This is a genomic window from Amorphus sp. 3PC139-8, assembly GCF_040750475.1.
Taxonomy (GTDB): domain Bacteria; phylum Pseudomonadota; class Alphaproteobacteria; order Rhizobiales; family Amorphaceae; genus Amorphus.
In genome coordinates this window covers 66,666-79,496 of sequence record NZ_JABJVY010000027.1, presented here as the reverse complement: position 1 = coordinate 79,496, position 12,831 = coordinate 66,666, and the positions used below count along the sequence as shown (strand labels likewise).

The following is a 12,831-nucleotide window of genomic DNA, read 5'->3' as shown; positions in this document are numbered from 1 at the left end:
CACATGGCGTCACGTCGGGCATCTCGTCCAGACCATCCCATCCGACGAATGCGCCAACTACTTCCAAAACGCAGGATACGCTTCCGTCACAAAATGACACGCTCTAGAAGCTTTCTCCAGTAGGTTGTCGGATGATCTGCTTGAGCTCCAGCACCTGTAGGGAGCCGTCCGAGACCTCGATCGTGATCGCCTCTCCGACACGAAGGCCGATCAACGCCAGCCCGTGAAGCGTGTAGATCGAAAGCGCGAAGGGCGGCAGACCTGAGGGCGGGTATTGCACCAATAGGCTTGCCTCCCACCGATCGCCGTCAGTCGTATAGGCGAAGCACGTGTTGAAGCGGACAGCGCTGGCGGGAAGTTCACGCGCCGGATAGACGATGCTTTGCCGGAGCTTCGCCGCCAGCAAGGTCCGGTAAGGCTCGGAAAGGGGGGGACGAGCGGACGCCATCCATTGCAGAAATGCGTGCTCTTCTTGCGCTATCCGGCAGCAAGGCGCTGGTGCGATGGTCGCATCGCCAACATGGAAGCCTGACATCGTCAAACCCTCGCTGGACGAACCGCACGCCGACCTTCGGCGGCCCCTGGCGCCGTGCCGTTCGTTCAGGTTGTGCGTTGAAGGAGAGAGGCGGGAGGGATCGACCGTCCCTCACCGCCCGAACAATTGCCCCGACCTCAAACAGCGGTCTGAGGCAGCTCGATCGCGGCGACGGTCAGCATCCGCAGACGCCCATCGTTGGCGACAAAATCAATGCGGCCACCCACCGGAAGGCCAAGAAGCGCGGTTCCGATCGGCGTCAGGATGGACACGCACCCGCGGGCGATATCGGCCTCGTCCGGATAGACCAGTGTGACCACGCGCGAACCACCGTCTTCCGTGGAGAACGTGACGGTCGATCCCATCTGCACGGTGCCGCCCACCTCTTCGGGCGTATCGACGATCCGCGCCCGGTCGAGTTCGCCGAGAAGGTCTTCGGCCAGATCGGGATTCTTCGAGAGCAGGCCGCTCGCCATACGCGTAAGCCGCTCGTGGTCCTCTCTGAGGACGGTCACTGATGGTTCCATGGAGACGGACGTCTTCTGTTCAAGCCCGGTCGCGAGAGCGACCCGAACGCCGGCTGGTTTAAGGCGCAGCACCACCGCGAGTTGAGCGCGGCAAAGCGTTCTGATTTATCCGGAATGGGTGAAGCAAATGGCTCCCCGGCCCCTTGTGCTGGGACCGGGGCCGCTATTCCGCGATGGGAAACGGCCGAAACAGAGTGTCTTGCTTCATCTTGAACATGGCTCTCATGCTCGGCCGCTCCGTCGAGCTTGTCAAGCGTGGCAAGGGGGCCTTGACGTAGAAGGCCGCACTACGATTGCGCCGATCGATGGCTGCCCCGAAAAAGAGTCTGACCAATTCGACAGGATGGGCGAGCATGGCGCAGAAGAGGGTGACGGAAATGCACTTTCGGGTTGGTGCAGTCCCAAATTAAAGGGGGGCCTATGAAGATAGCGATGTTCACGAATACCTTCACTCCGCATATCGGCGGTGTCGCCCATAGCGTTTCAGGTCTTGCCGCGCGGCTGCGCGAGGCGGGCCACGAGGTTCTGATCGTTGCGCCGGAGTTTGAGGGAGCGGAGCACCACGACGCCTTCACCGTGCGGATGAGCGCGATCGAGAACTTCGCGGGCAGCGACTTTTCCGTTCCCGTCCCGATCGGGCTGGAGCTCGCCGAGCGGCTGGAAACCTTCCGACCCGACATCGTGCACAGCCATCACCCGTTCCTATTGGGCGATACCGCGCTGCGGGTGGCCACGCGCTACGACTGCCCGATCGTTTTCACCTATCACACCCGTTATGAGCTCTACAGCCACTATGTGGGGCAGACGTCTTCCTCGGTGCGTCGGCTTGTCGTCCGTCTCGCCACTGGCTACTGCAATCTCTGCGATGCGGTGATCGCGCCAAGCGAGAGTATCGCAGCCTTTCTCGCCGAGCACGGGGTGACGGTACCAGTCAGCGTTGTCCCGACGGGCATCGATCCTGCGCAGTTTCAGGGTGGGCGGAGCGACATCCTGCGCGCAAATCTTGGCATCCCTCCGGATGCCTTCGTGGCTGGCCATGTCGGACGGCTCGCCGAGGAGAAGAATCTCGCTTTTCTGGTCGAGGCACTCGTCGCTTTTCTGACGACCCATCCGTCCGTCCATGCCCTGATCGTCGGCGAAGGCGAGATGCGTACAGAAATGCGGCGCCGCTTTACGGAGGCGGGCCTCTCCGCGCGCGCATTTGCCGGGTGTGATGCAAGGTCGGTCCCTGGCCGACGCCTATGCCGCGATGGATGTTTTCGTCTTTTCTTCAGTCTCGGAAACGCAAGGGCTTGTGCTGGCCGAAGCGATGACGGCGGGGCTGCCGGTGGTGGCGCTGGACGCGCCGGGGGTGCGGGAAATCCTGCGCGACGGCCTCAATGGCCGTATGCTCAGCCAAGATGCGCGCAGTGATGCCTTCGCCGCTGTGCTCGCGGAACTTGCGGCCTTGCCATCTGCAACTCGCGCGCGGATGGCCACGACTGCTCACGAGACCGCGGCCCGTTTTTCCTGGCAGGCAACGCTTGCCCGGATCGAGGCGCTTTATGAGGATCTTGAGCGACGTCCGCGCGAGAGTGGTGAAAGCCGGTGGCAAACCGCCCGGCGGCAGTTGGAAAAGGAGCGTGACATCCTGGGAAATCTTGCCCATGCGCTCGGGGCCACGATCAACGATGACCGCGCGAGACCAACCGAAGGCTGACACCGTGCCTTCACACGTCGAGGCCCCGTTCGCCTCATCAAAACGAGGACTGAACTGGGGAGATGATCGGCTTCACCGGGTAGGGCCGATCACGTTTCAGGCTGAGAACCCGTGTCACGAAGTTGCGCCGGCTCGCTCTGGTCATCCGCGTTTGGAAGTGGGGCCGGTCGGCCGAGCAGATAGCCCTGCAGCTCCGGGCATCCCATGTGGCGAAGGGCGACGAGTTGCCCTTCATTTTCGACGCCTTCAGCGGTTACGGACAGATTGAGCTCCTTGCCGATCGCCAGGATGGCCCGGACGATTGCGACGGAGCGGGCATCGGAAGCGAGGCTGGACACGAAACTGCGGTCGATCTTGATGCGGTCGAACGGAAGCCGCTGGATGCTCGATATCGATGACGATCCGGCGCCGAAATCATCCAGCGCGAGCCGGATGCCAAGCTTCTTGAGCGCCGAGAATGTTTGCCCGATCCGATCGGTCTGTCCGATCAGGGCCGATTCCTTGATCTCCAGCTCGAGCCGGCTCGGGGAGAGGCCCGAAATCTCAAGCGCGTTTTCGATCGTTTCGACCAATTGACCGTCTTCGAGCTGTGTCGAGGAGACATTGACGGAAACGCGCACGTCCTCCGGCCACGTTGCGGCGTCGCGGCAAGCTGCCTTAAGGATCCAGTTGCCAAGCCGGCGGATGATGCCGGTCGTCTCGGCCACCGGAACGAAGACCTCCGGCGGAATTGCTCCCTTCTCGGGATGGTCCCACCGGGCGAGCGCTTCGTAACCGACGATCCTCGAATCCTCGGTCGCCCTCAAGGGCTGATAGACGAGCGAAATCTCCCCGCGCGTGATGGCGCCTCTGAGATCCTTCTCGATGTTCCATTGCGCTTCTTCGTGACTATCGGCCGGATGGTCGAAGCGCAGGTAGCCGCTACCGCCGGACTTTTTGACCGCGTAGAGGGCCATGTCGGAGTTGCGATAGAGCTCGTCCTCGCTGGAGGCGTCGTCGGGAAACAGAGCGATTCCGATAGAGGCCGACACCGAGGCCTGGATCTCACCGACGACGATGGGCTGCTCCAGGGCGCTGACCAGACGCTCGGCCAAGGTGAACGCTCCGGCCGGCTGCTGAAGGCCCACCTGAACGATGCAGAATTCGTCCCCACCGATGCGAGCGACGGAATCCACGATCCTGATGTGGGTCGACAGGCGCCGCGCGACCACACGCAGGAGCTCGTCGCCAACGGCATGGCCGTAGCGGTCGTTTACCTGTTTGAACCCATCCAAATCCAGAAGAAGCAGCCCAACCTTGGCGCCATTCCGCTTGGAGAGATTGATTGCGTCAATGAGCTTTTGGATGAGCTGGTTTCGGTTCGAAAGACCGGTCAAAGGATCATGTTCGGCGAGATAGACGGCGCGTGCTTCGGCTTCCCGTATCTTGGTCACGTCGGAGAGGATGGCCAGGATGAAAGGCTCATTGCCCTCATCTGTCTCAAGTTGGATGAGCCGCTTCCGGGTGACCATCACATGAACTTCGCCTCTGGCATCGGTCACCACCTCCTCGTTTTCGCTCCGCTCGCCGGTCTGGAAAACGTGGTCATCGATCTCCCAAAAGACCGCTCTCTGCTCCTCCGGCAATTGCTCGTCCGAGGAGCCGACCAACTCGGACTGCGGAACGCCAAGGAATTCGCAGGCAGCCTGATTTGCAACGACGATTTGATGGTTGCGATCTTTGATAAGAATTGGCGACGGCAGCGCGTTCAGAATCGCCTGGAGGTTTTCGACGGTTGTGCGGATCGAAGATCTCGAGAACATTGGTTGTTTTCCCGAATTCGGATTTTCGGGGTCCATTTTACGGCGCTGGCGTCATTTCTTTATGCTGCCTGTTCGAAGCTGCGGAGCGTCTAACCAAGGCAATGTTTAGTGGATTCAATAGGGCAATAGGTGGCTTCGTGTCGATGGTCGGAGGCAGTCCGCGGCCTGGTGCGCCGACGCTGCAACGATCTGGTGCCGCGCTTCAGGCGCCAATGATGAGAAGTTTCTTGAGCTCCTCAATCGGCGTATCCTTGGGGATGATTCCCGGCTGAATAAATTCGGCATAATACGGGATTTTTGACAGTCGAGACTCAAGATTTTCAGATACGCCGACCGTAAAATACCCGACCTGATGATAGTAGGCGCTTTCTGCTTTGACGAGCGAAGCTCCTTCGCCATACCCGAAATCTTCATACATCGACTTCAATTGGGCGATGCGTCGGGCGTCGACTCGCCGGACGTTCTTCGCGGTTTCCGGAGAGGAACGCGCCCAGTCGCGGACCGCGTTATCGTAGGATGGGTCGAACAGGCTGGTGTTGAACAGGATCCTGAGATAGCCGATATAGCGCTCCTTGCTGTTTAGCTCGGAGCAATCGAAGTTCTCGTCAAATGCTTTGGAATTCTCGCTCTCCCAATGTTTTCTGAGGTCATCGAGAAGTTCATCGAAATTCTCGAAAAGCCAATAGAATCCGCCCGTTGTCATGTTCAAGCTGGTGGCGAGCCGGCGCAATGACAATCCTCTGACGCCTTCCGAAATCAAGATTTCTTTCGCGGCGAGGACCCAATCCTCGCGCGCCAGTCGCTTTCCGTTCGACTTTTTGGTCTTCTTTTTCGTCAAACCTGCTCTCCCCGTTCGTGGTGCCTGCGCTTTTCCGCGCTGTTTCCCGTACGGCACCAGCGATCCCTATCCTATCGAATGCCGGACATCGCCGGGTCAAGTGAACCGACCTTAGAGCCGTTCCGCATTACACTGCCTTGCACGCCGGCTCCAATACATCGTCTTGACGTGTTTCCGGGCGGCAAACCCGTTTCCACTGCGCCTCGAAACGCTCCACGATGGTTGGTTGAGCGGACGCGCCGGATTTTTGCCGTTCGCGCGGCGGGCGGGTTCCGCCGCTGGTCCGCATCGCGCCAGGTGCAAGGGCAATATCGAAATGAAAACAAGCGTTTCGCGGGTCCCCGCCCAGGGCGCGGAAAACACTTATTGACAAGATATTGCTCGTCTCGGTAGCTTATTTTTAAAACATCACAGTTGTTATGTTGCGGCTGAAACCTGAAGCCAGCCGCTCGTCGACCGTCCGTTCGAGGCAGGGAGAGAGCGGCGTCAATCGCAGGAGAGTGCGGCGGTTTAGGGAATGCCGAGCCGACCATTCGCGATGGAACCGGACGAAGATCCGGAAACGCCTGCGGCTTGGTTTCGTCGTGGAGCCCAAAATGTCGGGTTCCGGACAAAATGAAAAAACAAGACACCCACCAGAGGAAAGAGAAGATGGCCAAAGATCAGAGACGTCTCGATGCCTTCCGGCGCGACCGGTCGGAGATGGAAAACCACCTTATTGACGGTTTGGTCGATGGGCGGATCGGTCGGCGCGAGTTCCTGCGTCAAGGCAGCCTGCTCGGTTTGTCCCTCCCGCTGTTGGGCGGGATTGGCACGGCGGCGGGATTTGGCGCCAGGCCGTCGCCGGCCGCGGCCCAGGGGGTGCCGGGTTCGACGATCCGTGTGGCTTGCTATGTTCCCAAGGCTGCGATCGATCCGGTGAAGACCGGCGATGGTGGCGGCTTTCTGATGCTCCAGCAAACGGGCGAGTTCCTCTGCTTCGATGGGCCCGACCTGGTCCTGCAGCCGATGTTGGCCGAGAGCTGGAGCGCCAACGACGATGCCACTGTTTGGACCTTCAAACTGCGCAAGGGCGTAACGTTTCACAGCGGCAGCGAAATGACCGCCGATGACGTGGTGGCCAGCATGGATCGCCTGGCCGATCCCGCGAATGGGTCGAATGCGCTTTCGGTCTTCCGTGGCCTTCTCCAGAAGGGCGGAACGCGGAAGGTGGACGACTACACGGTGGCCTTCCATCTCGACCGGCCCAGCGGCAGCTTTCCCTATATGGTCTCGTCGGACAATTACAACGCGATCATTCTGCCGGCCGGCTACAACGGAAACTACGAAAGCAACTTCGACGGCACCGGGCCCTTCAAGGTCGAAAGCTATCGCCCGCGCGTCGGCGCCAGCTTCGTGCGCAACGAAGACTACTGGGGCGAGAAAGCTCTGCCGGCGCGGACGGAGTTCACCTTCTTCACCGACATCCAGCCGCAGATCATCGCTCTGCAGAGCGGAGAGGTGGATATCCTCAACCTGCTGCCGCAATTCGCCAGCGTCGGTCTGCAGAACAACCCCGATGTCGAGTTTCACTCCATGCGGTCGAGCTCTCATCGCCAGGTCCACATGCGCTGCGACACCGGTCCGTTCCAGGATCCGCGCGTGCGCCGTGCCATGGCGATGTGCCTCGACCGAAACCAGCTGGTCGACGGGCTGCTGAAAGGGTTCGGCGAGCCCGGCAATGACAGCCCCATCGCGCCGGCCTATCCGACAGTGGATCTGGATGTGCCGCAGCGGCAAAAGAACATTGCCGAGGCAAGGGCGCTGCTGGAAGCCGCCGGTCACGGGGGCGGCGTCTCCGCCACACTGACAACGCATCAGTATCTGGAAATGCCGGCCTATGCGCAGATTATCCAGAGCTGGGGCCGGGAGGCCGGGTTCAACATCGACCTCAACGTTCTGGACAGCGCCGCCTACTACGGTGATGCAGTCTTCGGGAAGTCGAACTGGCTCGATTCGGAGTTCGGAATCACCGAGTACAGCCATCGCGGGGTGCCGAACGTCTTCCTTTCCGCGTCGCTGACCAGCGACGGAAGTTGGAATGCGGCCCATTTCCGGAACACCGAATATGACGGGCTCGTGAAGACCTATATCGAGACGTTGGATCTGGAAGAACGCAAGGCAACGGCGGGCCGAATCCAGACGCTGCTGCTGGAAGAGACGCCGATCATATTCGGCTATTTCACCAGCTATCTGCAGGCGACCCGAAAGGGCGTGCGCGGAGCGCAGCCGACGGCCATGTCCCAACTGTTCTTGAACCGGGCCACGAAGGTCGCCTGACGGGCCTCACCCGCATGCGCTTCTTGCAGATCGGTGAGGGAAGTCGGGCTGCGGTTCCTTTCGGGGGGATCGTCGAACACGACCAGCGCGTATGGCCGACCGGATCCGGAAGCAGCCTCTTGTGATGAGGGCCGGTCATGTTCGGCGATTTCGCCGGCTATCTGCGGGCGCGGTGCAAGGGCGAGAGGAGGGCGCAGCCGATAGCTATCGCCCAGCTCTCCCCGAGCCGCACAACGAAGGTCGCCTGACAGGCTCTTACGGCACGCAATCCTTCGTCGACGTCCGTCGTCTCCCATGGGAAGGCGGGCACCATTCGGAGTATTCGCCATTTCGGCTTTCATCCTCAAACGTCTGGCGCTGTCGCTCGTCACGTTGGTTTTGCTGAGTGCCATCGTGTTCGGCGTCGGACAGGTCTTACCCGGCAGTGTCGGGCGTTTGTTGCTCGGTCCCTTCGCCGATCAGCGGGCCGTTGACGCCCTGAATACGTCGCTCGGTCTCGATCGGCCGCTGTTGGTGCAATATGGCGATTGGATCTGGGGCTTCGTCCAGGGCGACATGGGCCGGTCCTACATGTACGAGGCACCGGTTCGCCCGTTCGTCGTCGAGGCACTCGGAAACTCGCTGAAGCTTGCGGCCGTGGCCTTCGTGATCGTCGTGCCGGCGGCGATCGCGGGCGGGGTGATCGCGGCGCTCAACTACAACAGGCCGATCGACCGGATCATCAGCATCGGCGGCCTCACCATGACGGTTCTGCCGGAATTCGTGACCGGCATCATCCTGATCCTCATTTTCGGCGTCTGGCTGAAATGGTTGCCCATTTCCGCCGCATGGCCGGACGGGGCTGGGGCCTTTACGCAGATCTACTATTTGATCCTGCCCTCGATGCCGCTGATTCTCGTTTTGTTCGGCTATATCGCGCGCATGGCCCGTTCCGGCATGATCGAGGCGCTGGATTCCGATTGGACCCGGACGGCCGTACTCAAAGGGTTGCCGTGGCGCTTGGTGATCTGGCGGCACGTGCTGCGCAACGCCCTGCTGCCGACGATCACCGTCATTGCCACCCAGACCGGATATCTGATCGGCGGGCTGGTCGTGGTCGAGACCTTGTTCCGCTACCAGGGCATCGGCCTGCTCGTCTTCACGGCGGCGAAGGGCAAAGACATTCCGATGCTGCTCGCGGGCATCCTGGTGATCGGCATCGTCTACACGTTCACGACCCTGATTGCCGACCTTCTCTATGCCGTCTTCAATCCGCGTATCCGCCTGGGAGCGCTGTCATGACGATGGCGACGGCAAAGGCAACTGTCGACAGACCGGCGGCCACCCCGCGCCGCGACAGGTCGCGGATGATCCTGCGCAAGCTGTTTCGGTCCGGCGTGTTTTTGACCGGATTCGGAATCGTCCTGTTCTGGGTCTTCTGCGCGATCTTCGGCATCTATCTGGTGCCCTATGATCCGCTTTCCAGCGACATTCTGAACGCGCTTCAGCCGCCCTCCGCCGTGCATTGGTTCGGCACCGATCAGCTCGGACGCGACGTCTTTTCGCGGGTGATCGTCGGGTCGCGGGAAATCCTCGTGGTCGCCCCGGCCGCCACTCTGCTGGCGACGGTGGTCGGTTCGGCGCTGGGTCTGTGTACCGGCTATTTCCGCGGCGTCTTGGATGACGTGGTCAGCCGGATCATGGAGGCGGTGATGGCGATCCCCGGCGTGCTCTTGGCCCTGCTGGCGATCGTCTCCATCGGGACATCGAAAGTCGCGGTCATCGTGGTGATCGGCCTGAGTTTCGCGCCGAACATCGCCCGCACCGTGCGCTCCGCCGTGATGCAGGAGCGCGAACTGGACTACGTCGCCGCGGCGCATCTGCGCCGGGAGAATGCGGCGTATGTCATGTTCGTCGAGATCCTTCCCAACGTGATTCCGCCGATCCTTGTCGAGGCCACGGTGCGCCTGGGCTACGCGATCTTCGCGGTCGCCACGCTCAGCTTCATCGGCTTCGGAATCCAGCCGCCATCGCCGGACTGGGGCCTGAGCATCTCCACGAACTACGGCATGATCAACGGCGGCTTCTGGTGGACCGTCCTGTTCGATGCCCTGGCGATCGCCTCCGTCGTGATCGGGGTGAACCTGGTCGCCGACGGCGTTCAAGGAGCCTTCAGTGAGAGATGAAGCGGAAAACGCGCTGGAGCTCGACGATCTGTCGGTCGCCTATCGCGTCGGTGGGATCGACCGGCTGGTGCTGCGCAATGTGAGCTTCCGGATCGCGCGTGGCGAAGCCTACGGGCTCGTGGGAGAATCCGGTTGCGGGAAATCCACGGCCGCCTATTCGGTCGCGCGCTACCTGCCGCGCAACGGTTCTGTGACCGGCGGTCACGTTCGGCTGGACGGCAAGGACATTATGGGGCTCGGCACCGAGGAGCTGCGCCGCGTCCGGGCCGAGCGCCTGTCCACGGTCTACCAGGACCCCGGCAAGGCACTGAACCCGTCGATCCGTATCGGTCGCCAAGTGGCAGAAGTCTTCGAGATCGGCGGCGCGTCTGCCGAAGAGGCCAGAGCCCGGACGCTCGGGATGCTCGAAAAGGTGCAGATCTCCGATCCGCCCCGGGTCATGCAGAGCTATCCGCATCAGCTTTCCGGCGGGATGCAACAGCGCGTCGGGATCGCGATGGCGCTGGCCAACGATCCCTCGATGCTGATCCTCGACGAGCCGACAACGGGCCTCGATGCGACGGTGGAAGCCGAAGTCCTCGACCTCATCGGTCATCTGCGCAGGGAATTGTCGATCTCCGTCCTGTTCATCAGCCACAACCTGGCGATCGTGTCGCGGATGTGCGACCGGGTCGGCGTGCTCTATGCCGGCATGCTGGTCGAAGAGGGGCCGACGGACAGGGTGTTCGGCGCCCCTCGGCATCCCTACACGGTGGCGCTCCTGAGATGTCTGCCTCGCGGCGGACGACGCAAGTCGAGCGGACAGCTCGATACGATCCCAGGCTTCCTGCCGGGCATCGGCGCCATCGGCGACGGGTGCGCTTTCGCCGATCGGTGCGGCCTTGTTGTCGATCGCTGCCGCGTGGAACGGCCGCCGCTTTACGACCTCGGCGGACAGATGTCGCGTTGCCACTTCCACGACCGGGCGCAATCCCTGCCGCATACGACCTTGAAGGCTCCGTCGGAGAGCAAACCTTCGGCAATCGGCCGGCCGGTTCTCCGGGTGCAGGGGCTCAACAAGACCTACGGGCGCAGGGGGAGCGGCGGGGTCGTCGCCGTGAAGGACCTTTCCCTCGATCTCCCGGCGGGTCAGACCCTCGGGCTGGTGGGTGAGTCCGGCAGCGGCAAGACCTCCTTCGCGCGCACGCTGCTCGGGCTGACCGAGCCGGACGAGGGCGGGCACATCGAACTGGAGGGCAAGGAGCTGGCTCCGCGGGTCGAGGAGCGCAGCTTCGAGCAGGCCAAGTCGCTCCAGATCATATTTCAGAACCCCGATTCCGCCCTTAACCGATCGCATTCGGTGCGCAGCCTTATCGGACGTGCGCTGCGGCGGCTCGGCGGTTTTCGGGGTGCTGACATGGATCGGCGGCTGGAGGAGCTGGCCAGTGCCGTGCGCCTGACCGAGCATCACCTTTCGGTGTCGCCGCGCCAGTTGTCCGGCGGGCTCAAACAGCGCGTGGCCATCGCGCGCGCCTTCGCCGGCGATCCGCGTGTGGTGGTCTGCGACGAGCCGACATCGGCGCTGGATGTCTCGGTGCAGGCGGCGATCCTGAATCTGCTCGCCGAGCTGCAATCGGAGCGCGGGGTCTCCTACATCTTCATCTCCCACGACCTGGGCGTCGTCCGATATCTCTCCGACCAGGTCGTGGTGCTCTATCTCGGGCGCGTCATGGAATACGGGCCTTCGGAAGAGGTCTTTTCCGGCCCGCAGCATCCCTACACCGAGGCGCTCCTGTCTGCCGCTTCCGATATCGGCGAGCCGGAGGGCGGGCGCATCCGGCTGGACGGCGAAATTCCCAGTGCCGCCGCGCCACCGAGCGGCTGCGCTTTCCACACCCGCTGCCCGCGCCGGATCGGGTCGATCTGCGATGACGTGGATCCGGAGCTGGTCGAGGCGCGGTCGGGCCACGCAATCCGCTGCCACATCCCGCCCGATGAGCTGGCGGCTCTGCAAACCCGCAGACCGTCGGCGCCATCCCAAAAGATGTCTCCGGAAAGGAGTGACGACCATGGTCGCCCATGATCCTGCGATCCGCCGCATCACGGCGCGACGCAAACGGTGCTGCTACGGTATGGGCCTCGGCGTCATCATCCTCGATGACGTCTACCCGGGCTTTCCCGGCGATATCCGTAACGCGAGCGCCTATCCGTTTCCGATCCAGTACGAGATCGCGGAGGGCGTCGACATCATGAAACTGGTGCGCGGGGACGCCGGCGAGAAGGACGAGCTTTTGCAGCCTGTCCTGGAGGCGGCGCGGAAACTCGAGCGCATGGGGTGCCGGGCCATTGCCGCAGAATGCGGCTATTTCGCCTGGTTCCAGGAGGAGATCGCGGAGGCGGTGACTGTTCCCGTCTTTGCATCGAGTCTCCTGCAGATCCCGCTTGCCCAGATGCTGATCGGACCCAGCCGTGTCGTCGGTGTTTTGATGTCGGGGCTGCGCTTCTTGTCCGAGCGCCACCTGACCGCTGTCGGCGTGACGCCGGGCACGAATTACGTGCTTCACGGCGCGATGGACGATCGCAAGATCCCGCAGTTCGACAATCTCTGGAACGACGATCTTCGGCCCGATCCGCCGACTGCGGACTACGAGCAGGCGGAGCGCGAGATCGTGGCCGTGGCGGCCGATTTCGCCCGGCAGCATCCGCAGATGGGCGCCATGGTGCTCGAATGCACCGGCTTCCAACCCTTCGGCCGCGCGATTCAGCGCGAGATCGAGATGCCCGTGTTCAGCTGGTCCACGCTGCTGGACTACGCCTATTCCGTCGCCGTTCACCGGGATTTCTACGGCCATGTCTGACGTTCGTGTGAGCGTCGGATCGGCACGCGTCCCGACAGGCGGCAGCGCCGGACGGGAGCAGAATTCGGTAGGGACCAGGGCGGTGAGCGCCGTCTCTGCGTGTTCTGCT

10 protein-coding genes and 1 pseudogene are annotated in these 12,831 nt (G+C 62.3%); 7 read left to right on the top strand and 4 right to left on the bottom strand.

Annotated elements, in window-relative coordinates; all coding sequences use genetic code 11:
- Window positions 1-103: 103 nt before the first annotated feature.
- Complete coding sequence (locus HNS03_RS20980; protein WP_367198006.1) at window positions 104-448, bottom strand: hypothetical protein; 345 nt, start codon at window positions 446-448, stop codon at window positions 104-106.
- A 224-nt stretch (window positions 449-672) separates the two neighbouring features.
- The gene (gene rnk, locus HNS03_RS20975; RefSeq protein WP_367198005.1) at window positions 673-1,050 is read right to left on the bottom strand and encodes a nucleoside diphosphate kinase regulator; all 378 of its coding nucleotides are present in this window, start codon (window positions 1,048-1,050) and stop codon (window positions 673-675) included.
- A 432-nt stretch (window positions 1,051-1,482) separates the two neighbouring features.
- Between rnk and HNS03_RS20970 the strand changes: the two are divergent.
- Window positions 1,483-2,247 (top strand): annotated as a pseudogene (locus HNS03_RS20970) (glycosyltransferase); the annotation flags it as partial.
- A 28-nt stretch (window positions 2,248-2,275) separates the two neighbouring features.
- The gene (locus tag HNS03_RS20965) at window positions 2,276-2,761 is read left to right on the top strand and encodes a glycosyltransferase (RefSeq protein WP_367198009.1); all 486 of its coding nucleotides are present in this window, start codon (window positions 2,276-2,278) and stop codon (window positions 2,759-2,761) included.
- An 89-nt stretch (window positions 2,762-2,850) separates the two neighbouring features.
- Here HNS03_RS20965 and HNS03_RS20960 read toward each other — a convergent pair whose 3' ends face one another.
- The gene (locus HNS03_RS20960; RefSeq protein WP_367198004.1) at window positions 2,851-4,563 is read right to left on the bottom strand and encodes a putative bifunctional diguanylate cyclase/phosphodiesterase; all 1,713 of its coding nucleotides are present in this window, start codon (window positions 4,561-4,563) and stop codon (window positions 2,851-2,853) included.
- 202 nt (window positions 4,564-4,765) lie between these two features.
- Window positions 4,766-5,458 carry a TetR/AcrR family transcriptional regulator gene (locus HNS03_RS20955; RefSeq protein WP_367198003.1) on the bottom strand — a complete coding sequence of 231 codons (693 nt, stop codon included), beginning with the start codon at window positions 5,456-5,458 and terminating at the stop codon, window positions 4,766-4,768.
- A gap of 594 nt (window positions 5,459-6,052) precedes the next feature.
- Between HNS03_RS20955 and HNS03_RS20950 the strand changes: the two genes are divergently transcribed.
- The 5 genes from HNS03_RS20950 (at window position 6,053) to HNS03_RS20930 (ending at window position 12,722) form a co-directional block, all read left to right on the top strand.
- A complete protein-coding gene (locus tag HNS03_RS20950; RefSeq protein WP_367198002.1) occupies window positions 6,053-7,720 on the top strand; it encodes an ABC transporter substrate-binding protein in 1,668 nt (555 codons plus the stop codon).
- Window positions 7,721-8,014: 294 nt separating this feature from the next.
- Entirely contained in the window at window positions 8,015-9,001 is a 987-nt protein-coding gene (locus HNS03_RS20945) for an ABC transporter permease (protein WP_367198001.1), read from the top strand.
- A complete protein-coding gene (locus HNS03_RS20940) occupies window positions 8,998-9,885 on the top strand; it encodes an ABC transporter permease (RefSeq protein WP_367198000.1) in 888 nt (295 codons plus the stop codon). Before HNS03_RS20945 ends, HNS03_RS20940 begins: the two co-directional genes overlap by 4 nt.
- Window positions 9,875-11,947, top strand: a complete 2,073-nt coding sequence (locus tag HNS03_RS20935; protein WP_367197999.1) for an ABC transporter ATP-binding protein — start codon at window positions 9,875-9,877, stop codon at window positions 11,945-11,947. The genes HNS03_RS20940 and HNS03_RS20935 overlap by 11 nt, the downstream gene beginning before the upstream one ends.
- Entirely contained in the window at window positions 11,934-12,722 is a 789-nt protein-coding gene (locus HNS03_RS20930) for an aspartate/glutamate racemase family protein (RefSeq protein WP_367197998.1), read from the top strand. Before HNS03_RS20935 ends, HNS03_RS20930 begins: the two co-directional genes overlap by 14 nt.
- The last annotated feature ends 109 nt before the right edge of the window (window positions 12,723-12,831 follow it).

What these genes read in the sequence shown, in the direction of transcription:
- HNS03_RS20980 (WP_367198006.1), bottom strand. Translation starts at nt 448, where the DNA reads ATGGCGTCCGCTCGTCCCCCCCTTTCCGAGCCTTACCGGACCTTGCTG.
- HNS03_RS20965 (WP_367198009.1), top strand. Translation starts at nt 2,276, where the DNA reads ATGCAAGGTCGGTCCCTGGCCGACGCCTATGCCGCGATGGATGTTTTC.
- HNS03_RS20960 (WP_367198004.1), bottom strand. Translation starts at nt 4,563, where the DNA reads ATGTTCTCGAGATCTTCGATCCGCACAACCGTCGAAAACCTCCAGGCG.
- HNS03_RS20950 (WP_367198002.1), top strand. Translation starts at nt 6,053, where the DNA reads ATGGCCAAAGATCAGAGACGTCTCGATGCCTTCCGGCGCGACCGGTCG.
- HNS03_RS20945 (WP_367198001.1), top strand. Translation starts at nt 8,015, where the DNA reads ATGGGAAGGCGGGCACCATTCGGAGTATTCGCCATTTCGGCTTTCATC.
- HNS03_RS20940 (WP_367198000.1), top strand. Translation starts at nt 8,998, where the DNA reads ATGACGATGGCGACGGCAAAGGCAACTGTCGACAGACCGGCGGCCACC.
- HNS03_RS20930 (WP_367197998.1), top strand. Translation starts at nt 11,934, where the DNA reads ATGGTCGCCCATGATCCTGCGATCCGCCGCATCACGGCGCGACGCAAA.